The sequence below is a fragment of the Comamonas testosteroni genome, assembly GCF_030505195.1.
Taxonomy (GTDB): domain Bacteria; phylum Pseudomonadota; class Gammaproteobacteria; order Burkholderiales; family Burkholderiaceae_C; genus Comamonas; species Comamonas testosteroni_G.
On record NZ_CP129672.1, the window covers coordinates 108,506 to 129,846 of the forward strand.

A 21,341-nucleotide genomic window follows, 5' to 3' on the forward strand; every position below is an offset into this window, starting at 1 on the left:
GAATCAGGCGCTCTTGAGGCGGAAGACGCTGACCATCCGTGACAGATCACTGGTCTGCTGCTGCATGGATTGGGCTGCAGCCGTGGACTCTTCCACCAAGGCCGCATTCTGCTGGGTCACCAGATCCATCTCGGCCACGGCACGGTTGATCTGCTCGATGCCGCTGGTCTGTTCTTGGCTGGCGGCAGTGATCTCGCCCATGATGTCCGTCACGCGCTGCACGCTGCTGACGATTTCGTCCATGGTCTGACCGGCCTGGCTGACCTGCTCACTGCCCTCTTCCACCTTGGTGACCGACGCCTGGATCAGCAGCTTGATTTCCTTGGCTGCTTCAGCGCTGCGACCGGCCAGAGAGCGCACTTCCGATGCCACGACAGCAAAGCCACGGCCTTGTTCACCGGCACGGGCCGCTTCCACGGCGGCGTTCAGCGCCAGGATATTGGTCTGAAAGGCAATGCTGTCGATCACGCCGATGATGTCGGAGATCTTGCGCGATGAGTGGCTGATGGCGCCCATGGTCTCCACCACCTGCGACACCACCATACCTCCTTTGACGGCCACATCGGAGGCCGACAGGGCGAGCTGATTGGCCTGACTGGCGTTATCGGCATTTTGCTTGACGGTGGAAGTCAGCTGCTCCATGGATGCAGCCGTCTGCTGCAAGGAGCTGGCCTGCTCTTCCGTGCGCGCAGACAGGTCATGGTTGCCCGCTGCAATCTGGCCCGACGCTGTGGCAATGCTGTCCGTGCCCTGACGCACCTGTCCCACCAGCCTATCCAGGCTGGCATTCATATCGTGCAAGGCCTGCATGAGCTGCCCGGTTTCATCGCTGCTGTTGACTTGGATCTGTGCCGTGAGATCACCATCGGCGACGCGGCGGGCCACGCCGACAGCATGCTTGAGCGGAGCAGTGATGCCTTGCGTAAGACGCCAGGCGCTGACGGTGCCGATGGCCAGGGCCAGCAAGGCCAGAACCAGAAAGTACGTCCTGCTGCTGCTCTCGATCTGCTCCACCTCTGCCGCCTTGGCGTCGAGGCTGGCGCGCTGCAGATTCAGCAGCTCTCCCAAGAGCTTCAGATAACCCTGGGCGGCCGGTACATAGCTGTTGATCAGCGTGGACTCAGCCTCTTCGGCCATGCCGTCGGCCTTGAGCTGGCTGACCTTGTCGCGGCTGGCGATATAGGTCTTTCGCACCTGCATGACCCTGTCCAGGATCTCGCGCTCCGCAGGCTCGGATATCAGGGGCTCGATCTGCTTGAGCACATTGGCCGTGCTCTTGGTGGTGGCGGCCGCATCCGCCGCCAGAAACTGCACCAGACTTGCGTCGCTGCTCTTGGCGATGGCTGTGGTGCGCGCCACGGCCACGCTGACATTGCTGTTCCAGTCGCTGATCAGGCGCTCCTTGGTCAGCGGCTCCTGCATCATCTGCTGCGTGGCCTTGCCCACCAAGTGCAGCTGCCAGATGCCGATAACCGTGATCACCACAGCAAACGCCAACACCACTGCGAACCCCAGGCCCAGTCGGGCACCAATGTTCAGCTTGGTCAATCTCATCGCTTTCATCCATTCCATATAAAAGTAAATAGCCGGCAAAGCAGCCACTCCGATACATGAAATGGGGGCCGATCCGGCAATGCAGCTTGCCGCGTCACTCGCTTAGCGCAATTCGCAACACAATGTAATTAGTATTATCTAGCGTTTACGCCCCTGGATTGAGCGACCCCGGCCTCTGCCGGCGCAGCAAAAGGCCTTTATCTACGCAAAAAACGCCAAAGTGACGCGAAATGCTCACTTTGGCGTGTCTGCGCTCGAGCCTACTTAGGCGAAACGTGGCGCGCGCTTCTCGATAAAAGCCGTCACGGCCTCGCGATGATCCGCAGTCTTATGGGCTATCGCCTGATAGCCTGCCGACATTTCCAGCAGCGATGCCAAAGTGGAGTTTTGGCCCTCGCGCAGCAAGCGCTTGGTCATGCGCATCACCACGCCCGGATTGGCCGCAATCTTGAGCGCCAATGCCCTGGCAGCCGGCAGCAGCTCGTCGGCCGCCACCACCTGGCTCACGAGACCGCAGGCCAGGGCCTGGGCCGCGCTGATCGCCTCACCCGTGAAAGCCATTTCGCTGGCCTTAGACAGGCCGACCACACGCGGTAGCAACCAGGCCCCACCATCACCAGGAACAATGCCCACGCGCACAAAGCTTTCCGCGAAGCTGGCATTCTCCGAGGCAATCCGGATATCGCACATGCAGCTCAGATCCAGACCTGCGCCAATGGCCGGTCCGTTGACGGCGCAGATCACGGGAACATCCAGCTGGTAGAGGGCATTCGGAATCTGCTGAATGCCCTGGCGATATTCCTCGCGAATCAGGTCCGGCGTGAGTGCATCGTCGAAATAGCGCTTCATGTCCTTGACATTGCCGCCGGAGCTGAAAATGGGCCCGGCCCCGGTGAGGATCAGCACCTTCACGCTCGCGTCCTGGCGCACTTCTGCGCAGAGCTGCACGAATTCCGCCACCGCCGTATTGCCGGTCAGCGCATTGCGGGTCTCGCGCTGATTCATGGTGACGGTCAAGATACCGCCATCGCGTTCAATGTTCAGAAATGCCATGTTCCAGGTCTCCGTCGTTGTTGAGTTGCTTCAAGCCAGGACCTCGACATCGGTGATCCGTCGAATCAGATCCAGTGTCATGCCCTCATGCGTCATCAGGGCCTGTCCGGCCAATGCCTGCCAATAGCCTTCGCTGCCGGCCGTCAGGCGCCATGCATGCAATCTGCGGGTAAACAGCTGCAGGTCATATTCCTCTGTGAAGCCAATCGCGCCATGAATCGCATGCGCAAGCTCCGTGACCACCGGAGCCGCCTCGCTGCAGCGAGCCTTGGCGACCGCCACACGCAAACTGTCGGGCACGATGCCGTCACCGCTGCAACCGAGCTGGGCCGCCATGCGGGCGGCAAAAACATGCTCGCTCATGACTGCCAACTGGTGCTGGATCGCCTGGAACTTCCCGATAGCACGTCCAAACTGCTGACGCTCGTTCGCATATTGCAAGCTACGCTGGAACACCTCGCGCATGGCCCCCGCCATTTGCGCGGCCACCACGGCGGCCTGCAGGCTCCGGGCATCGAATTGCGGCCCGGGGCGGATGACGCCGGCGGCCCGCAACTGCTCTGATGACCAGCTCAGCGATGCGTCCAGCGCCAGAGCGTGCGGCGCAAGCCTAGCCTGTGACACGCTCAGCAGATGCCAGACCCCGGCTTCTTCTTGCACTTGAACCAGCACCGAGTCCGCGACTTGCCCGCCTCGCACCAGCGCGCAATGCAACCCGCCATCTACCTGCACCGCACCCTGCGCCAGCGCGATGCTGCCAGCCGGGCAGGCCATATTCGCCTGCGCCAACAAAGCCCGAGCTAGCATGGTCCCTCCCAGAGGCAGAGGCAGGGCGTGGGCACCACATTGCTCCAGCACTCCAAACATCTCGCCCAGGCCCAGACCGGCGCCGCCCTCTGCTTCGGCCAGCAAGGCATCGGCCAAACCGGTTTCCTCCAACTTCTGCCATAGCCTGGCGACGACCACTGAGCGGCTGCCAGCGCTCTCGATCCCACGAATCACCTGAGGGGTGCAGCAGTCTGCCAGCACCTTGCGCGCGGCATCTGCAAACAAATCGTTATTGCTCATGAACTTGTCTCCGATCAGCGCAAACCCAGGCCACGGGCGATCATGCCGCGCAGAATGTCACGCGTGCCACCGCGCAAGGAAAACGAGGGAGATGCTTCGGTGACGTACTTGAGCGTCAGCAGCAGCTCCACCGGAACATCCTCGGCCGGTCGGGCAAACAGCTCCTCGGCAATGGCAGCCGGGATCATCTGCTCCAGTGTCGTGCCCAATTCCTTGACCAGCGCGGCTTCGACAGCAGGACTTGCTCCCTGAGTCAGCTTCTGCTGCACGGATACCGACATCGCGCGCAGCGGTGCCAGTTGTGTCAGCACCTTTCCCGCAAGCCGCATGCCGGACTCGGTGCGTCCCTGCGGCGTGCGCGCATACTGCAGCCATTGATCGAACAGCACGATGCTGGAGAACAGGCGCTCCGGGCCGCTGCGCTCGAAAGCGAGTTCGGCAGTAGCCTGTTCCCAGCCTTGACCTTCGGCACCGATCAATGCATCGGCAGACAGTTGCACATTCTCGAAAAAGACCTCGCAGAAATGGCTGTCGCCCGATAGATCCTGGATGGGACGCACCGTCACACCGGGCAATGCCAGATCCACGATGACTTGCGACAAGCCCTGGTGACGGTCCTCGGCACTGCCGGAGGTTCGCACCAGAGCAATCATGTACTGGCAGTGATGCGCGTTGGTGGTCCAGATCTTCTGACCATTGAGCAAAAAACCCTGCTCGTTGGGAACCGCTCTTGTCCTCACGCTTGCCAGATCCGAACCAGCATTGGGCTCGCTCATGCCGATACAGAAAAATACTTCGCCCCGGCAGACTCTCGGAATGTAGAACTGCTTTTGCGCTTCCGTACCGTATTTGAGGATCAGCGGCGCACTCTGGCGGTCGGCAATCCAGTGCGAGCCCACAGGCGCACCGTAGTTCAAGCATTCCTCCACCAGCACATAGCGAGCGAACGCGCTGCGCTCGCCACCGCCATAAGCCTTGGGCAAGGTCATGCCGATCCAGCCCTTTTCACCCAGCTTGCGGCTGAGGGCCGGGTCATACCCGCTCCAGGATTTGGCGCGGACATGCGCAGGAATGTCTTTGACTGCGTCCTGCAGAAAAGCACGCACCTCGGCGCGCAGTGCCTCACCTTCGGGCGGGATGCCTGTCAGGCTCAGTCCATCGAGAATGGTCATCGTCTTGCTTTCTCTCAGTCCAGGGACACGCCCGTGCTTTTGACAACGCCAGCCCAGCGCTTGATTTCACTCTGGATGTAGTCACCATACGCTTTGGGCGTAGACCCCAGCGGCTCCGCTCCCTGCACGCGCAGCTTCTCCAGCACACCCGGGTCCTTGAGTGCCTGCATCAGCTCGGCATTCAGGCGTTCCACGACTGCAACAGGTGTTTTTGCGGGCACCATCACGCCTTGCCAGGCTCCGGCCTCGAAACCGGCCATGCCGCTTTCGGCCAGCGTAGGGGCATTCGGGAAATTGGGAATCCGCCCTGCCGTGCTGACGGCCAGCAGCCGAAGCCTGCCATCCTTGATGAAAGGTGCCACCGAATTGATGGTGTCGGTCATGAAATCTATCTGGCCTGCCACCAGATCAACATCGGCAGGGGCACTGCCTTTGTAAGGCACATGACTTGCATCCATGTTGTAGTGCTGCACCACCTGAAAAGCCGCCAGATGCGTGACATTTCCGTTGCCAGCCGAGCCGTAGGAGAGCTTGCCTTTGTGGTCCTGTGCGTACTTCACAAGCTCCTGCACGGTGTTGGCAGGCACCTTGGGATTGACGACAAGCCCCAGCGGCACCACCGCCGTCAAGGCCACCGGGCGCAGGTCCCTGGTCACGTCATAGCTCATCTTCTTGTAGAGCGACAAGCTGAGCGCGATCGAGGAGGTGTTGTAGAGCACGGTATAGCCGTCGGCCGGTGCCTTGGCCACCAGCGCATTGCCGATGTTGCCGTTGGCACCAGGCCGGTTGTCCACGATGACCGACTGCCCCAGTTGCTGGCCTAGCTGCTGCGCCAGCACCCGTGCCACCATGTCCGTCGGACCGCCGGGCGGGAAAGGGACGATCAGCGTGATCGGCTTGCTGGGCCAGGTGTCCTGCGCCTGCGCCGCACCACATACGGCCAGCGCGGCAACGGCCGGCGCGGCAACGGCGAGCAGCGACGAGCGACGTGAAAATCGATAACTCATCTTGTGTCTCCTGTAGTTCTCTCATCTAGGCGCACAGGGAAGTGCGCACCGGTGCAACGGCATCCGCGGCAGCGCGGACCTAAGCTCCACGGCCGGCCAGCAGGCGCACGGCGGTATAGACCATCACCTGCTGCCGACGCTGGTTGTAGACCTCGATCCGCGAGCTCAGCACCGCGCGACCGCCCTTGCTCGTTGGCTTGATGTCGATCACTTCGACCAGCGCCTCGATGGTGTCGCCCACCACCACAGGAGCCAGAATCTTCTGGTGCAGCTCGAGCATGGCCAGACCCGTGCCCTGGATCATGCTTTGCAGGATGAAGCCTTCGATCAAGGTATAGGTGAGCGCGCCCGGCACCGGGCGGCCCTGAATAGCGCCGCCGTCGTAGCCGTCCTCGATGAAGATCGCCTCGAGCATGCCCGTGGTGTTGATGAAATTGACCAGATCGGTCTCTGTCACCGTACGGCGAAAGGTGCGCAGTTGCTGGCCTACTCGCAGGTCCTGCCAGACAAAACCCTGGCCCATGCGCGGCGTGTCTGTCAGCGCCGCGGCACGGTTTTCAGTAGAAGAAATCAAATTGCTCGCGTTCATTCTGTCTCCGCTTCATGCTGTTTATTCAGCAGTCCTTCGACTGCAAGGCCGCAATGCGCGCGTCGTCCCAGCCTGCCTCGCGCAGCAATGCCTGTGTGTGCTCGCCCAGGCGCGGGGGCATGCCGATGGGTGGCTGAGTACCGTTGATGCGCACGGACGAACGCGGAAATTTCACAATCCCCATCGCTGCGTCCTGCTTCTCGACAAAAAAGCCGGTGGCCTGCAAGTGCGGGTCATGAGGCAGATCGTCCATACGAGTCACCGGGGCTGCTGGAATCTCCAGCTGTTCGCAGCTGGCCAGCCAATAGGCGGTGTCCTTTTGCGCCACGTAGCCGCTCATTGTCTCCAGCAGCTCGGCGATGTGGCGGGTGCGCATCGCCTGGGTGGCAAAGCGCTGATCCTGTGCCAGCTGGGGCTGGCCGACGGCCACAAAGAAGCGGCGCCAGTGCGCGTCGGTGTAAGGCATCAGGCAGACATGGCCGTCCAGCGTCCTGTAGGGCTTGCGCCAGGGCGCCATCACGCGCGGATAGCCCGCGCCACTCTGCGCTGGTGTGAAATGCATGCCGTAGAAATGCTCCACCAGGTTGAAGCCCGCCATGGTTTCGTACATGGGCACTTCCACATAACTGCCCTCACCGCTGCGCTCGCGCTGGTAGAGTGCCGCCAGCACCGCATGCGCGGCCACCAGAGCACAGGTCTTGTCGGCCGCAATCGTGGGCAGATAGCGGGCCTCGCCCGTCTGGCGCTGCATGAGATCGGCCAGGCCACTCCTGCCCTGGATCACGTCGTCATATGCGGGCTGCCCTGCATAGGGTCCATCCTCGCCAAAACCGTGCAGGCCCACGTAGATGAGACGCGGGTATTGCTTGCGCAGGCTGCCCGGATCGAGCCCGAGTCTGGCCAGCTTTTGCGGTCGCATGCTGTGCATGAGTACATCGGCCCCCTGCAACAGCGCATGCAGCGCGGCCTGCGCCTGATCTTGCTTCAGGTCCAGCACCACACTTTTCTTGCTGCGGTTGGAGCCCATGAACATTGCCGCCATGCCCGGCTCCAGCGCCGGGCCCGTGTGACGCGTGGAGTCGCCCTCCGGGGGCTCGATCTTGATCACCTCGGCGCCGTAGTCGGCCAGCACCTGGCTGGCCATGGGGCCGAAAATCACGCTGGAAAGGTCCAGTACCCGCACCCCTGACAAGGCACCCTGGGCTTCGTCCTTGCCCGCGATGCGCGTGTGCTTCAATGCATCCTGGCTGCTCATCCCAATACCCCGCTGTCTCGATAGCTCTGCATTTGCTGGGGCGACAGGCCCAGATGGCGCTCCAGCAGCTCGCGGGTGTGCTGTCCCAGCTGTGGCGGTGCATGGCGGTAGCTCACCGGCGTCTCAGACAAGCGGATGGGGCTGGCGACCAGCGGCACCAGGCCTGCCCTCGGGTGTGTCATGGCGATCTGCATGCCGCGGGCCCTGACCTGCGGATCCTCGAACACCTCACGCACGCTGTTGATGGGGCCACATGGCACGGCATGCTGCTCCAGCAATTGCACCCAGGCGCGGGTACTGCGTGTGAGCGTCACGCGGCGGATCATCTCCACCAGCTCGGCTCTGTGGGCAAGCCGAGCCGCATTGCAGCGGAACCGCTCGTCCTCGGCCCATTCGCTCCTGCCTGCGGCATGGCAGAAGCGCGCGAACTGGCCGTCATTGCCCACGGCCAGGATCATGTGGCCGTCTTCGGTCGGGAACTCCTGGTAGGGCACCGTGTTCGGATGCGCGTTGCCCATGCGCTGGGGCACCTGATCACCGTACAGATAGTTCATGCCCTGGTTAGCCAGACAGGCCACGCCGACATCGAGCAAAGCCAGATCGATGTGCTGGCCGCGCCCCGTATGCTCGCGGGCCTGCAGGGCCGCCAGAATCGCCGTGCTGGCATAGAGTCCTGTGAGGATGTCGGTCAGCGCCACGCCAACCTTCATGGGGCCGCCCCCGGGCTGGCCATCGGCATGGCCCGAAATACTCATCAGCCCCCCCATGCCCTGGATCAGAAAGTCATAGCCCGCACGATGCGCATAGGGACCGTCCTGGCCGAAGCCCGTGACCGAGCAGTAGACCAAGCGCGGATTCAGGGCACTGAGGCTCGCGTAATCAAGCCCGTACTGCGCCAGACCGCCAGTCTTGAAGTTCTCGATCAGCACATCGCATCGGGCGGCCAACCGGCGCACGATCTCCTGGCCTTCGCCGCGGGTGAAGTCCACCGCAATCGACTGCTTGTTGCGGTTGGTGCACATATAGTAGGCCGACTCCCCCGTCAGCTGGCCTTCGGCATCGGTCACATGGGGCGGCCCCCAGGCGCGCGTGTCGTCGCCGACGCCCGGTCTTTCGACCTTGATCACCTCAGCCCCCAGATCCCCGAGGGTCTGCGCCGCCCACGGGCCTGCCAGAACCCTGGAAAGATCAAGCACCTTGATGTGCTGCAGCGCCTGTGGCGGCTGGCTGTCATATGCCTTCATTGCAGCGGCACCTTTGCCTTGACGACGATGCGCTTCCAGAGCGCGATTTCGTTCTTCTGGAATTCATGCATCTGTGCCGGGCCGCCGGTCATGGGAATGGCCCCCAGTCGCTCATAGAAGGCACGGGTTTCATCCATCTTCGAGATGGCAGTGAAAAGCTCGGCAAGCCTGGCAGTCTCGGCGGCCGGTGTCTTGGCGCTCACCATGGCACCCACCCAGGTGTAGGCCTCGAATCCGGGCAGTCCGGCCTCCGTGGCCGTGGGGATATCGGGCGAGGTGCTCACGCGCTTATCGGAGGCCACAGCCAGGACCTTGACACGCCCTCCTCGGGCCAGTTCCTGCACTGCCGTGACTTCCGCGAAGGTGTAGTCCACCGTCCCTGAAGCGACGGCCGTGGTGGTTTCTCCCGCCCCCTTGAACGGGACATGCACGGTTTCGATCCTGGCAGCGTCGTTGAACAGCTCGCCCATCAGTTGATAGCCTGCCGAGCCGGCCCCGAAATTCACCTTCCCCGGGTTGGCCCTGGCATGGCTGATCATGCCTTTCAGGTCGGAGTAGGCCGCTTGGGGCATGACGGCCAGCATGGCCGGCGAGCGCATCATCATCGTCAGCGGCGAAAAGTCCGTGACCGGGTCGTAAGGCAGATGCCTGAACAGCGCCGCATTGACCGCCAGCGTTGAGTTGCTGCCAATGAACACGGTATAGCCATCGGCGGGAGCAGACAGCACCTGCTTGACGGCGATGAAGCCGTTGGCTCCGGCCTTGTTTTCAACGACCACGGGCTGGCCTGTAAGCTCCTGAAGCTTGCGCCCGAAATAGCGTGCCGATGTGTCAGTGCCGCTGCCCGGACCAAAGGGCACGATGAGCTTGATCGGCTTGGAAGGGAAGGCCTGGGCCTGAGCCTTGGAGGGCATGCCGGCGCCGAGCAGGCCGGCGCCCAGCAAGGCCGCCAGCAGGTATCTGCGTGCTTGCTTCAAGTTTGTCTCCTGATACGAAATTGCTGCCGTGCTTTTCTTGTAAGCCCACTTTAGGCAGGCGTGAAATTAATGTCTAATATTAAAAATTTCATTTCCGATATCCATTGAATATCAATGAACCTCAAGCAACTGAACCAGTTCATCGCTCTGGCCGAAACCGGCAACTTCCACCGTGCCGCAGAACAGTTGCATATGGCTCAGCCACCGCTGTCCATCTCGATTCGCAAACTGGAGGAGGAACTGGGCAGCGCCCTGTTCGATCGCACCAGCACCGGCGTCGTGCTGACGCCTGCCGGCAAGGCCATGCTGGAGAGCGCACGCTCCACCCTGTTTCATGCCGAGCAATGTCGCCAGGCAGTGCGCGATACCAGAGAAGGCGTGGGCGGCCTGATTCGGCTGGGCTTTGTCGGCTCAGCCACCTACGAGCTGCTGCCGCGCCTGATCCCCTCGTTTCGCGACCGCTACCCCAAGGTGGGGCTGGAGTTCTATGAGGCGACCAGCGCCGAGATCCTGGAGGGGCTGGCGACCCGGCGCTTCGATGCCGGCCTGCTTCGCTACCCTGTGCTGGAGCTCGATGAAGGTATTGAACTCACTCCGCTGGATCAGGACGAGTTCGTGCTGGCCGTCTCGGACAACAGCCCCCTGGCACAGCGCGACGCCATCGCTCTGTCCGAGGCTGCACATGAACCTTTTGTGATGTATCCGCAGGACACGGTCCCCAGCCTCGCCGCGCTGGCCAAGCTACGCTGCCAGCAATCGGGCTTCACCCCCCGCATCGCCCAGGAGGCCATGCAGGTGCAGACCATCATGAGCCTGGTGGCTTCCGGCCTGGGCGTGGGACTGGTCGCAGGCGTATCGCACCTCGTTCAGCCACGCGGCGTGAAATGCCTGCCGTTGCTGGACAACCCGCCCGGCTTTCATGTGGGCATTGCACTGGTGCATTCGGTGACACCGGGCAGCCGGGCCGTGGAAAAGCTCATTGAGCATGCGCTGCAACATGCCAAGCTGACGGCAGCGCCCTGAATTCGCGGCGGCCAGCGCGCACCGGCCTTGCCACGCTCAATGAAAATCCCGGCTGTTCAGTCCGACCTCGGCAAACCGCCCCAGCCAGCGGGTCACATCCCTGGCCTTCATCACGACCAGATGGCGGACCGCAGGTTCCTGCCCTGTCCGGGCCGCAGGCATATCTCCCGCTGACTCCGACGCATCCAGTTGAGGGGCCGTGCTGCGCTGCCAGATACCCTCCACGGCCAGCAGACGCGAGGCCAGCAAAGCAGAGCGCCAGCGGGCAAAGGTCTGGCTCCAGACCACCAGGTTGATGACGCCGGTTTCGTCTTCCAGCGTGATGAACAGCGTGCCGTTGGCGGTAGGCGGGCGCTGGCGCACGGTGACGATGCCGCAGGCGCGCACCTTCTGGCCCGGCAGCATCTGGCGCAGATCGGCTGCGGTTTTCAGCCCATGGCGCGCCAGCCTGGGACGCAGCAAGGCCAGCGGGTGGCGGCGCAGGCTCAGGCCGGTGGCGGCATAGTCGAACATGATTTCCTCGCCCTCGGCGGCGTGGGGCAGCTCAAGCCTCGGCTCATGAATGGCGGCCTGCGCAAAAATGGGCGGCAGGCTGACCTGAGCAGCAGCACCCCACATCTGCTGACGGCGGTGACCGGCCAGGCTGCGCAGCGCATCCGCCGCAGCCAGGGCTTCCATATCCGCCTTGTCCAGCCGAGCCCGGATCGCCAGATCGCTCACATCCTCCCACGGAGCCTGCGCAGCCTCGCCTTCTATCCGCAGCGCTGCGGCCTTGCCCAGCCTAGCAACCCGGTTCAGCCCCAGGCGCACGGCCGGCTGAGGCTGGGCCACGCCGCGGATGGCTTGCAAAGGGGCTTCGAGGGTGCAATGCCAGTGGCTATGGCAGACATCGACCGGCAGCACGCGCACGCCATGTCGGCGCGCATCCTGCACCAGCTGGGACGGCGAGTAAAAGCCCATGGGCTGGGCATTGAGCAGCGCCTGCAGAAAGATGGCCGGCTCGTGGCGCTTGAGCCAGGCGCTGGCATAGGCCAGCAGCGCAAAGCTGTAGGCATGGCTTTCGGGAAAGCCATATTCGCCAAAACCCAGCATCTGCGCAAAGATGGCCTGAGCGAATTCCAGCTTGTAACCACGCGCCACCATACCGTCGATCAACGGGCGCTCGAACTTGTGTACGCCGCCCTTGCGCTTCCAGGCCGCCATGGAGCGGCGCAGCTCATCAGCCTTGCCGGCCGAGAACTTGGCAGCATCCATGGCGATCTGCATCACCTGCTCCTGAAAAATGGGCACGCCCAGGGTTCTCAGCAAGGCATTCTCAAGCTCCGGGTCTGGGAGCTTCAGCGCCAGCCCCCTTCGTTCGCGCTCGCGCGCCAGCAGATAGGGATGGACCATGCCACCCTGAATCGGGCCGGGGCGCACGATGGCAACCTCCACCACCAGGTCATAGAAGGTGCGCGGCTGCAGACGCGGCAGCATGCTCATCTGGGCGCGGCTTTCGATCTGGAAAGTGCCTACGGTATCGGCCTGACAGATCATCTCGTAGGTTGCGGCATCCTCCTGCGGAATCTGGTGCAGCGCCCATGGCTCGCCGCGCCAGCGCGCGCGCTCGTTCAGGGCATTGCGCAGCATGGTGAGCATGCCCAGGGCCAGCACATCGACCTTGAGCAGGCCCACGATATCAAGATCGTCCTTGTCCCACTGAATGACGGAGCGCTTGGCCATCGTGGCAGGCTCCACGGGCACCAGGCGCGTGAGCTTGCCTTCGGTCAGCACGAAGCCGCCCACATGCTGGCTGAGGTGGCGCGGGCTGTCCTTGAGCTGCCAGGCCAGCTCTATCCAGAGCCGCAGCCGATGCGCGCCCACTGCGCAATTCATTTCGCACGCCAGCACCTCAGCCTCCTGGAGCTTGCGCTGCACCCAGTCTTCGGGCAGTGCTTCGGGCGCCTGGTCCTCCTGTGCCGAATCCGCCACCTCGGCATGCGTCTGTGCTTGCGCCTGGGCATGCTCGCTGAACCAGTACTGTCCCTTGGCCAGGGCATCGATCAGGTCGGCAGGCAGGCCCAGCGCCTTGCCCACATCGCGCAGCGCGCTGCGGCTGCGCCAGCAACTGACCACGGCCGTGAGAGCGGCACGGTCGCGCCCGTATTTTTCGTAGATGTACTGAATGACCTCTTCGCGCCGCGCATGCTCGAAGTCCACATCGATATCGGGCGGCTCGCTGCGCTCCTTGCTGATAAAGCGCTCGAACAGCAGATGGTTTCCATCCGGGTTTACCGCCGTGATGCCCAGGCAGTAGCAGACCGCAGAATTGGTCGCCGAGCCGCGCCCCTGGCAGAGAATGCCGACGCTGCGCGCATAGCGCACGATGTCATGCACAGTGAGAAAGTACATTTCGTACTTCTGATCCTCGATCAGCGCCAATTCTTTGTGCAGCTGATCGCGCACCTCCTTGGGAATGCCCTGGGGATAGCGCCCCGCCGCGCCCTCCCAGGTCAGCCAGGCCAGGGTCTGAGTGGCCGTCATGCCGGGCAGCACGCTCTCTTGCGGATAGTGGTAGCGGATCTCGTCCAGACTGAAGCTGCAACGCCCGGCCAGCTCCAGCGTCGCCTCCAGCATGGCTCTGGGATAGAGCGAAGCCAGCCGCAGACGCGAGCGCAGATGCCGCTCGGCATTGGGCTGCAGAACAAAGCCGCATTCGGCCACGGTGCGCCCCATGCGGATCGCCGTGACCACATCCTGCAGCGGCTTGCGTGAGCGCGCATGCATATGGACATCCCCGCAGGCCAGCAAGCGCAGCCCCAGCGCCGCGCCCGCCTGCTGCAGGGTCTGCAGCCACAGGCTGTCGTCGGGTGCTAGATGCAGCTCCACACCCAGCCAGAGGTTTTCAGCATCAAGATAGCCCGAAACGCTTTCCAGGCAAGCGATTAAAGCTATCAAATCCGATGCATCCAGCTTCCCGCGCTGCGGCAGCAGCAGGCACTCGCAGCCTTGATTCAGCAACTGCCAGGGGCTGGATTCATCGACCAGATAGTCCCCTTTGTCAGCCCGGCTGCGTGCAGCGGTGATGAATTCACAGAGATTGCCCCAGCCCTGCAGATCACGCACCAGCACCACGATCCTGAGCGGGCCCCAGGCGAATTCGCTGCCATGGATCAGGTGCAGGCCGCAGTCCCGCGCCGCTTCAAAGGCGCGCACGGCACCGGCTACCGAGCATTCGTCGGTCAGCGCCAGCGCCGCATAGCCCAGGCTTTTGGCCCGATGCACCAGCTCGGCAGGCGATGAAGCACCGCGCAGGAAACTGAAATGCGAGAGACAGTGCAGCTCGGCATAGGCCAGCGGCCCTCTGCCCATGCCCTGAGCCACGGGACTGGCCGGTATGGCGGCGGGCGGCGGCCCTGCGAGGCACAGAGCGGCAGCGGGCGGCTCGGCCATGATCTGCTCAGCCATACAGGCCTTGCGCAAACCAGCTGGCAGGGTTGGCTGTCATGCCCATCAGGTGTTCGCTACGGACGCGCTCGCGGTAAATCCAGACATGCCCGACCACGGCGTTATAGGCCACGAAATAGTCACGCTCGGCGAGGCCGGCCGGCGCGCCGACCCGGGCATCGGCAAACGCATCGCCAGCCGCATCCCACCAGCCGGACTCGAGCCTGTAAGGCCCGGCCCTGAGCTGCAGCGGCCCATGCCATTGGGGACGATTGCCCTGCACGGGCAAGGCCTGGGGCTGGGGCAGCAGCCAGGGCGGCCACAGGGCTTGCCAGGGGTCGGCACAGCCGGACTGACGGTCGCGATGCGTGCCTTGCTGCCTGAGCTGCGCTCCCGCTCCAGCCTGGGTAGCGTCTCTTGCAGCAGCCGGATTCTTGCTCTGCAGCAGAGGTGCAGCAGCTTGCCAGCGCTGCATGCGCTCGGGGCGGTGGTCGGCCAGCGGCTGCACCATCTGCACGGCCTCCTCGCCCCAGCGAGCGCTCAGGCGTTCCACCCATTCATGCCAGGCCAGAGTGTCCGACGGACTCTGGCCCTGGGCGGCAGGCAGGCAGCTCAGCGGCTCGGCCGCCCAGGCAAGCGTCTCCAGCGCCTGCAACTCCAGCATGTCCACGGGTGCGTGCCAGCGCTGCTGGCCCAGATGCTCACGCAGCAGGCGCTGCAGATGCGCCATGCCCTGCGTGGGCTGGGCCGTGCGGATGACAAGCGCTTCCCAGGCCGGCAGCGCTTGGCCGTCGATACGGCGCAGATCATGGTGCCAGCGCAATTGCAGCGCCAGCACCGCATGGTGACGGGCCTGCAGCCAGCACTGCAGCGCGCGCAACAGCGGCTGCGCGGCATGGAGCACGGCATCAGCATGGTGGGCCGGATACCCCAGGTCGTGGCGCAACTCGAACTGCTGAGGCAGCTGCAGCCAGTCAAGCGGCTGGGGCAGCAGACCATAGGCCTCGTCGAGCGCACGCAAGGCCTTGGCTCCAATGCGGCGCGACAGCCCCGCACGCGGCAGTGCGCGCACATCGCCCCAGCACCGGCAGCCCAGGCGCAGCAGCACGGCGCTGTGCTGCTCCAGGGCGCTCAGCGTCCATAGCGGCAGCGCATCGGCATGCAGCGATGGCTCAGGCATGGGCAAGGAAACAGGGACGCAGCCGCCAGGCCGGCCCTGTTGCAGCCGCAGGCGTGCCAAAGCCTGCCAGGCCGTGCTGCCCTGTCCGCACAGCGGCTGCCATCTCGCATCGCCGCCCCCGGACTCCGGCAGGCCGGACACAGCGGCCGGACAGGCCTGGGCAAAAGCACTGTCCAGCCGCGCCAGCAAGACCTCTTTGCCGCCCCAAAGACGCTGCACCATGCGGGTCTCCATGAGCAAGGCGTCTTCGAGCAAGGCTACACGCGGCGAAAACTCCAGCGCCCACCAGCAGGCACTCTCGGGCACCGGGCTTGACTTGCTCAGGCAGGCCAGAGGCCAGGCCATCCAGTGCTCTGCATTGCCCATCTCATGCCTCCGTCATCCAATGCGAGGCCGTTGCAGGAGCGGCGGCTGTCATACGCCCTTGCATGAGCATGGCAGCCTCCTCGCTCTGGCGCGCATGTCTTTGGGCCTGTGCCTGCAGCACGGGCTGCCAGGCCCACTGCGAAAGCGGGAGCTGTATGGGCCGCTCCAGCAAAGGCCCACGGCGCTTCAGTATCTGTATCTGCAAACCCGGCGCCTGCTGGGCAGCGGAGTCTGCCGTGGCTCTCCCCAGTCTCAGCCGCAATGCGGCGGGAGAGCTCAGCGGCTCGGCCTGCAACTCCTGCCATAGCCACAGAGGCCGACTCTGCGAAGCGGCAGCCAGCTGCAAGCGGCGCAGCGTGGACGCGGGAAGCTCGGGCAACCAGGCCAGCACCGCCAGCACATCCCGGCAATGCAGTGCCTGCTCGCAGGCCCAGGCCAAATCCTGGGCTCTGCGCCTCGGCTGCACCGCACACAGTCGCTTCGCGTCAATACCGGCGGCCTGCAAGGCCGGGGCGAAAGGCAGATAGGGTGGAGCCACCAGCACCAGCTGCCCCATTCGCGCATCCCCGCGTGAAGCCGCATGCTGCCGCACTCTTGCTGCCAGCGCGGGCAACAGCAAGGCCCACTCCGCATGACAGTGCGCGGGTTGCTGCAGCTGAATCAAGGCATTGCCGGGCCAGCCACCACCGGGCAGCTCGCAGTCCAGCGCTGCATGACCACTGGGCCAGACATTGCGGCATGCATCCTGCTGCCAGTCCGTGCCGCGCCAGACACCGGGAATCTGTATGGCAGACAAATGCGGGCTACCCGCAGCGTGCAGATCCTGCCGCACGCCCTGCTCTGCACCTGCCTGCTGCCGGACGGACGCCGTCATGCCTGGCTGTGAGCCAGGGCGGGCCAAGGATGTCAAGGACTGGGTATGCATGCGAGAACTCTTTGATACTGTACAAATATACAGTCATCCGAATTCCTGCGCAAAACAAAGCCCTAAGACTGGTAGCAGATGCGGCCGGCCCTTGTTGATCGGGCGTCGCGCGCTATCAACAATACTTTTTCAGAATGCCGCCAGCAGACACGGCAAAGCACGCCGCACTGCGGCGCGATGCGCAAAATCTTGAAGAAATACCCGTGTAGCGCCCGTCAATCAAGCGCCTGCAGCTATCAAACCTGAGGACATCCGTCCCGGGCGAAGCTCGTGGTCAATGCCGTCAACTCAACGACTGCGTGTCGACATTCATGGCCGAGCTGCGGCCCGCCTGCGGCATCAGCTGAGCGCAGGCCTCGCACCATTCGGCCACGGCGACTTCCAGCGTGGAGCCACCCTGCCCCAGCGTGGGCCAGCGGCGCAGGCAGTCGTTCATGATCGCCTGCAGCTGCCACAAGGCCTCGCGGTTGACCAGGGCCAGCTCACTCATACCCAGCGCGTCATCCTTGAAGAATCTCAACACATCCAGTTGCTGGCTGGGGTGGGAGCCTGCCTCGGCCAGCTGCTTTTGCAGTTGGGCAAGATTGCTCTCCACGGCCACCGCCGCCTGTGCGTCGGGCATTTGCTGCCATTGCTCGGGAAAATCGAGCCTGAGTTCGCTCCATTTGCGCAACGCAGCCTCCAGGGCCGCAATGCTGTGAGAGAACTCGGCCTGCAGCGGCGCCAGCGGCTTGCCGGGACTGATTTCGTCGTAGAGCAGCGGCAAAATCAGGTGCACCAGATCGGCCGGATAGCTCTTGTGGTTCATGCGCAGCATGAGCGACAGGCGCTGACCCGGCATGTCCGTGAATTTCTCGAAAAAGGCCGAGACCACCTCGGCCAGCAGCAGCACCTGCCCCATGGGCGAAATGGCGTTGCCCTTGATGCCGCGCGGATAGCCGGCCCCATCCATGCGCTCATGGTGCTCGAGCACGGCGATTTCCACGGCGCGCGAATACAGTTCGGTGCTGCGCACCACCAACATGGCGGTGACGGAATGCGCGACCAGATGCTTGCGTTCCTCGCCGCTCAAGCGATGGTCCGGATCGGTCCAGACCGGGTCCATATAGAGCATGCCCACATCGTGCAGCAGCGCGGCCGTGGCCAACGGCACGCATTCGCGCTCGGTCCAGCCGTTCTTGAGCGCCAGAAAGATCGCCACCAGCGTCATCTGCAGGCTGTGCTGGTAGAGGTCGGAGCGCTGCTCGCGCATGACGGTGAGCTTGAAGGCAATGGCCTGGGGCAGCAGCAAGCTCTTGAGCGGCGCGAGCAGACGCTCGATATCGCCGATGGACGCCACCATGCGATGCAGCAGATCGACCTGCTCGCATTGCTGGCGCGCCAGAGCGACCAGGGATGCAACGTCGACCAGATCGCCCGTGACCAGGTTGGCATCGATCGGGTCACGCAGCTTGTGCATGACCAGACGGTCATAGAGTCGACTGTCAACACGTGTGCCTTTGTCCACCAGCTTCATGCCCTTATCGGTATAGATTGCATCGCCTGTCATGACCTCCGTATGCTCGGCCATATCGGTGACTGCGCGCAAAAAATGTATATCGGTCTCGTGCCCCTGCGCACCAGCGTTCTCACTCATCAAAGCGCTCTTTTTCTGTCTGCTCAATCAATCTCGATTGTTGCAGATTGCAATAATTTGTGGGCCACAATTAAAGCAAAAACAGCTTACATCGCTTGTCCTATCAACCCCGGCAGCTATTAATTCTGCTGATTCCGCAAAAAAAAGGCATAAAAAAGAACCGCCGCAGCGGTTCTTGCCCGGGAGCGCAGCGCCGCTTATCTCAGCAGCGTCACACCCGTCTTGGACTGGATCTCGTCAAAGCTCACGCCCTCGGCCAGCTCCACCAGCTTCAGGCCTTCGGGCGTCACGTCCATCACGCCCAGATCGGTGATGATGCGATCCACCACGCCCAGACCCGTCAGCGGCAGGGTGCAACTGGGCAGAATCTTCAGGTCGGTCGTGCCGTCCTTTTTCTTGGCCACATGTTCCATGAGCACGATGACGCGCTTGACGCCCGCCACCAGGTCCATGGCCCCGCCCATGCCCTTGACCATCTTGCCGGGAATCATCCAGTTGGCCAGATCGCCTTTTTCGGACACCTGCATGGCACCCAGAATGGACAGATTGATCTTGCCGCCGCGAATCATGGCAAACGACTGGTCGGAGCCAAAAATGGCCGAGCCGGGAAGCGTGGTCACGGTCTGCTTGCCGGCGTTGATCAGGTCGGCGTCGACCTGGTCTTCGGTCGGGAAGGGGCCGATGCCCAGCATGCCGTTCTCGGACTGCAGCCACACTTCCTTGTCACCCGTGTGGTTGGCCACCAGCGTGGGAATGCCGATACCGAGGTTGACGTAGAAGCCGTCTTCGAGTTCTTGGGCCGCGCGCGCGGCCATCTGGTCTTGGGTCCAGGGCATAAGAGCCTCCTGAATAAATCGTGATTGACGTTATTGGTAATCGCCGGAATCGATCATGGGCTGCAGGTGCGAAATCACACCATCGAGCAAGTGCAGCAGATCGACGCTCTGGCCGTCTTCGAGCCGTTTGAGGACCATGTCGCGAGCCCCCACCTGGATGCTGGTTTCGCGGTAGCGCACAACGGGGTCGACTCCCCAGTCGTCGCTCACCATATGCCAGTCCATGTCGTCCATTTCGCAGCTCAGCGCGTCCCCCAGCACCACGCCCAATCCTCGGGCCAGCAGCAGGTTGTCGGCCGATACCAGGCCGCGATCGAGCAACTGCTGCAACTGCGCCAAGCCCGAGCGGTCCATGCTCCAGTCGCTCAGCCCCAGTTCACGGGCCGCGACCTGGCACACCAGCAAGCGCTCGCGGTCCAGTTGCTCCCGCTCTTGCGCAGCCAACGCACGAAAGACCGGTACGTCGGCCTGGACGGCAGCCTCGGGCGAATGGGACGTATCTGCCATGTTTCAGGCTTCGCGCACGGTGCGCTTTTCGATGCGCTTTTCGGGGTTGGCGTTATGCACGATGCGGTGCACATAGATGCCGGGCAGATGGATGTCGTCGGGGGCGATCTCGCCCACTTCCACCAGTTCCTCGACTTCCACCACGCAGACCTTGCCGCAGGTGGCTGCCGCAGGGTTGAAGTTGCGCGCCGTCAGGCGGAACTGCAGATTGCCGCTCTTGTCCGCGCGCCAGGCCTTGACCAGGGACACATCGGCCACGATGGCGTGCTCCATCACATAGGTCTCGCCGTCGAATTCGCGCAACTCCTTGCCCTCGGCCACCAGCGTGCCCACACCGGTCTTGGTGAAGAAGGCGGGAATGCCGGCACCGCCGGCGCGCATCTTCTCGGCCAGCGTGCCCTGAGGCGTGAATTCCAGCTCCAGCTCACCGGCCAGGTACTGGCGCTCGAACTCCTTGTTCTCGCCCACATAGCTGGAGATCATCTTCTTGACCTGGCGGGTGTCCAGCAGCTTGCCCAGACCAAAGCCGTCCACGCCGGCGTTGTTGGATGCCACCGTGAGGTTCTTGACGCCGCTGGCGCAAACCGCATCGATCAGGGCCTCGGGAATGCCGCACAGGCCGAAGCCGCCAACGGCCAGCAATTGCCCGTCGGCCACCACGCCCTGCAGCGCCGCTTCTGCGGATGGGTAGAGCTTTTTCACACATGTCTCCTTGAAATTGGATGCGCTACGATACTACGTACTTGAGTAAGTAGTTTTTCGTAAAGAGCAGTACCATGGTTGTGGATTACCGGCTGGCGTTCGACGCTGCCCCCGTAGGTCTCGTCATCTCGCGCAACCGCATCATGATTGACTGTAATCGGCAATTGTGTGAAATGTTCCACGCCTCGCGCGAAGTACTCATAGGGCAGACGTTCCAGGTGCTGTACCCCAGCGTTGACGAATACGAGCGCCTGGGCGCACGCATTGCCCCGATTCTCAACATCACAGGCATCTATTCCGACAATCGCATCATGAAGCGCGCCAATGGCGAGGTGTTCTGGTGCCATGTCAGCGGCCGCACGCTGGACCGCGACGATCCGCATGCCTCGGGCATCTGGAGCTTTGAAGACCTCTCGGCCCAGCGCCCCGTCAAGGCCGAGCTGACAGGCCGCGAACGCGAAGTGGCCGCGCGCCTGCTCGAAGGCATGACCAGCAAGGAAATCGGCAAGGCGCTGGCCATCAGCCACCGCACCGTGGAAATCTACCGCGCCCGGCTGATGCGCAAATACGGCGCCTCCACCGCAGCCGATCTGGTGCACAAGCTGGTCGCCGGCTGAGCCGCTGCCACAGGTGAGTCCAGGTAGGTCAACGACCTGATTTGATGGCTCATGCTTGTGCAAACAGGCTGCCTCGCATACGCTTTAAAAGTCACAGTCTCAGTCACTTTGCGAAGTATCTGAACCCGACATTGCGTCGGCTCAAGACTCGACCCCTAATTCTTCCTATGGCGCTGCTTAGTAATTTCAATAGCACAACACGCC

The 21,341-nt window shown here is 63.1% G+C and carries 18 protein-coding genes; 2 read left to right on the forward strand and 16 right to left on the reverse strand.

All coding sequences use genetic code 11. The annotated features are described in order from the left end of the window. Positions 1 to 3 precede the first annotated feature (3 nt). The 9 genes from QYQ99_RS00455 to QYQ99_RS00495 form a co-directional block, all read right to left on the reverse strand. The gene (locus QYQ99_RS00455; RefSeq protein ID WP_053282234.1) at positions 4 to 1,554 is read right to left on the reverse strand and encodes a methyl-accepting chemotaxis protein; all 1,551 of its coding nucleotides are present in this window, start codon (positions 1,552 to 1,554) and stop codon (positions 4 to 6) included. 264 nt (positions 1,555 to 1,818) lie between these two features. Then, positions 1,819 to 2,607, reverse strand: a complete 789-nt coding sequence (locus tag QYQ99_RS00460) for a crotonase/enoyl-CoA hydratase family protein (protein WP_053282152.1) — start codon at positions 2,605 to 2,607, stop codon at positions 1,819 to 1,821. 30 nt (positions 2,608 to 2,637) lie between these two features. Further along, positions 2,638 to 3,675 (reverse strand): acyl-CoA dehydrogenase family protein, encoded by a 1,038-nt coding sequence (locus QYQ99_RS00465; RefSeq protein ID WP_302090931.1) that lies wholly within the window; start codon positions 3,673 to 3,675, stop codon positions 2,638 to 2,640. A 14-nt stretch (positions 3,676 to 3,689) separates the two neighbouring features. After that, positions 3,690 to 4,847 carry an acyl-CoA dehydrogenase family protein gene (locus QYQ99_RS00470; protein WP_053282154.1) on the reverse strand — a complete coding sequence of 386 codons (1,158 nt, stop codon included), beginning with the start codon at positions 4,845 to 4,847 and terminating at the stop codon, positions 3,690 to 3,692. A 14-nt stretch (positions 4,848 to 4,861) separates the two neighbouring features. Continuing rightward, on the reverse strand, positions 4,862 to 5,854 hold the full coding sequence (locus QYQ99_RS00475) for a Bug family tripartite tricarboxylate transporter substrate binding protein (RefSeq protein ID WP_302090932.1): 993 nt from the start codon (positions 5,852 to 5,854) through the stop codon (positions 4,862 to 4,864). 79 nt (positions 5,855 to 5,933) lie between these two features. Next, positions 5,934 to 6,443, reverse strand: a complete 510-nt coding sequence (locus tag QYQ99_RS00480) for a MaoC family dehydratase (RefSeq protein WP_302090933.1) — start codon at positions 6,441 to 6,443, stop codon at positions 5,934 to 5,936. Positions 6,444 to 6,468: 25 nt separating this feature from the next. Beyond that, on the reverse strand, positions 6,469 to 7,698 hold the full coding sequence (locus QYQ99_RS00485) for a CaiB/BaiF CoA transferase family protein (protein WP_302090934.1): 1,230 nt from the start codon (positions 7,696 to 7,698) through the stop codon (positions 6,469 to 6,471). Next, entirely contained in the window at positions 7,695 to 8,942 is a 1,248-nt protein-coding gene (locus tag QYQ99_RS00490; protein ID WP_053282158.1) for a CaiB/BaiF CoA transferase family protein, read from the reverse strand. The genes QYQ99_RS00485 and QYQ99_RS00490 overlap by 4 nt, the downstream gene beginning before the upstream one ends. After that, on the reverse strand, positions 8,939 to 9,919 hold the full coding sequence (locus QYQ99_RS00495) for a Bug family tripartite tricarboxylate transporter substrate binding protein (RefSeq protein ID WP_301445889.1): 981 nt from the start codon (positions 9,917 to 9,919) through the stop codon (positions 8,939 to 8,941). Before QYQ99_RS00495 ends, QYQ99_RS00490 begins: the two co-directional genes overlap by 4 nt. 114 nt (positions 9,920 to 10,033) lie before the next feature. Here QYQ99_RS00495 and QYQ99_RS00500 point away from each other — a divergent pair, with 114 nt between their 5' ends. Beyond that, positions 10,034 to 10,942: a LysR substrate-binding domain-containing protein gene (locus QYQ99_RS00500; protein WP_301445888.1), complete on the forward strand. Its 909-nt coding sequence runs from the start codon at positions 10,034 to 10,036 to the stop codon at positions 10,940 to 10,942. Positions 10,943 to 10,978: 36 nt separating this feature from the next. On the opposite strand, the gene dnaE is transcribed toward QYQ99_RS00500, so the two are convergent. The 7 genes from dnaE to QYQ99_RS00535 all read right to left on the reverse strand — a co-directional run bounded on the left by dnaE (position 10,979) and on the right by QYQ99_RS00535 (position 20,520). Next, complete coding sequence (gene dnaE / locus QYQ99_RS00505; RefSeq protein ID WP_302090935.1) at positions 10,979 to 14,389, reverse strand: DNA polymerase III subunit alpha; 3,411 nt, start codon at positions 14,387 to 14,389, stop codon at positions 10,979 to 10,981. After that, positions 14,382 to 15,914 carry a hypothetical protein gene (locus QYQ99_RS00510; RefSeq protein WP_302090936.1) on the reverse strand — a complete coding sequence of 511 codons (1,533 nt, stop codon included), beginning with the start codon at positions 15,912 to 15,914 and terminating at the stop codon, positions 14,382 to 14,384. The genes dnaE and QYQ99_RS00510 overlap by 8 nt, the downstream gene beginning before the upstream one ends. Position 15,915: 1 nt before the next feature. Then, complete coding sequence (gene imuA, locus QYQ99_RS00515; protein ID WP_302090937.1) at positions 15,916 to 16,788, reverse strand: translesion DNA synthesis-associated protein ImuA; 873 nt, start codon at positions 16,786 to 16,788, stop codon at positions 15,916 to 15,918. A 334-nt stretch (positions 16,789 to 17,122) separates the two neighbouring features. Continuing rightward, positions 17,123 to 18,475, reverse strand: coding sequence for an HD-GYP domain-containing protein (locus QYQ99_RS00520; protein ID WP_302090938.1), 1,353 nt, complete (start codon positions 18,473 to 18,475; stop codon positions 17,123 to 17,125). Between the two features lie 197 nt (positions 18,476 to 18,672). Next, a complete protein-coding gene (locus tag QYQ99_RS00525; RefSeq protein WP_302090939.1) occupies positions 18,673 to 19,311 on the reverse strand; it encodes a 3-oxoacid CoA-transferase subunit B in 639 nt (212 codons plus the stop codon). A 30-nt stretch (positions 19,312 to 19,341) separates the two neighbouring features. Beyond that, positions 19,342 to 19,818, reverse strand: coding sequence for a DUF3806 domain-containing protein (locus QYQ99_RS00530; protein ID WP_302090940.1), 477 nt, complete (start codon positions 19,816 to 19,818; stop codon positions 19,342 to 19,344). A 3-nt stretch (positions 19,819 to 19,821) separates the two neighbouring features. Further along, positions 19,822 to 20,520, reverse strand: a complete 699-nt coding sequence (locus tag QYQ99_RS00535; RefSeq protein ID WP_302090941.1) for a CoA transferase subunit A — start codon at positions 20,518 to 20,520, stop codon at positions 19,822 to 19,824. Between the two features lie 74 nt (positions 20,521 to 20,594). Here QYQ99_RS00535 and QYQ99_RS00540 point away from each other — a divergent pair, with 74 nt between their 5' ends. Beyond that, on the forward strand, positions 20,595 to 21,137 hold the full coding sequence (locus tag QYQ99_RS00540) for a PAS and helix-turn-helix domain-containing protein (RefSeq protein ID WP_302090942.1): 543 nt from the start codon (positions 20,595 to 20,597) through the stop codon (positions 21,135 to 21,137). The last annotated feature ends 204 nt before the right edge of the window (positions 21,138 to 21,341 follow it).

Coding starts and splice junctions, on each gene's coding strand:
- QYQ99_RS00455 (WP_053282234.1), bottom strand. CDS start 1,554: ATGAGATTGACCAAGCTGAACATTGGTGCCCGACTGGGCCTGGGGTTC.
- QYQ99_RS00460 (WP_053282152.1), bottom strand. CDS start 2,607: ATGGCATTTCTGAACATTGAACGCGATGGCGGTATCTTGACCGTCACC.
- QYQ99_RS00465 (WP_302090931.1), bottom strand. CDS start 3,675: ATGAGCAATAACGATTTGTTTGCAGATGCCGCGCGCAAGGTGCTGGCA.
- QYQ99_RS00470 (WP_053282154.1), bottom strand. CDS start 4,847: ATGACCATTCTCGATGGACTGAGCCTGACAGGCATCCCGCCCGAAGGT.
- QYQ99_RS00475 (WP_302090932.1), bottom strand. CDS start 5,854: ATGAGTTATCGATTTTCACGTCGCTCGTCGCTGCTCGCCGTTGCCGCG.
- QYQ99_RS00480 (WP_302090933.1), bottom strand. CDS start 6,443: ATGAACGCGAGCAATTTGATTTCTTCTACTGAAAACCGTGCCGCGGCG.
- QYQ99_RS00485 (WP_302090934.1), bottom strand. CDS start 7,698: ATGAGCAGCCAGGATGCATTGAAGCACACGCGCATCGCGGGCAAGGAC.
- QYQ99_RS00490 (WP_053282158.1), bottom strand. CDS start 8,942: ATGAAGGCATATGACAGCCAGCCGCCACAGGCGCTGCAGCACATCAAG.
- QYQ99_RS00500 (WP_301445888.1), top strand. CDS start 10,034: ATGAACCTCAAGCAACTGAACCAGTTCATCGCTCTGGCCGAAACCGGC.
- dnaE (WP_302090935.1), bottom strand. CDS start 14,389: ATGGCTGAGCAGATCATGGCCGAGCCGCCCGCTGCCGCTCTGTGCCTC.
- QYQ99_RS00510 (WP_302090936.1), bottom strand. CDS start 15,914: ATGGGCAATGCAGAGCACTGGATGGCCTGGCCTCTGGCCTGCCTGAGC.
- imuA (WP_302090937.1), bottom strand. CDS start 16,788: ATGACGGCGTCCGTCCGGCAGCAGGCAGGTGCAGAGCAGGGCGTGCGG.
- QYQ99_RS00520 (WP_302090938.1), bottom strand. CDS start 18,475: ATGAGTGAGAACGCTGGTGCGCAGGGGCACGAGACCGATATACATTTT.
- QYQ99_RS00525 (WP_302090939.1), bottom strand. CDS start 19,311: ATGCCCTGGACCCAAGACCAGATGGCCGCGCGCGCGGCCCAAGAACTC.
- QYQ99_RS00530 (WP_302090940.1), bottom strand. CDS start 19,818: ATGGCAGATACGTCCCATTCGCCCGAGGCTGCCGTCCAGGCCGACGTA.
- QYQ99_RS00540 (WP_302090942.1), top strand. CDS start 20,595: ATGGTTGTGGATTACCGGCTGGCGTTCGACGCTGCCCCCGTAGGTCTC.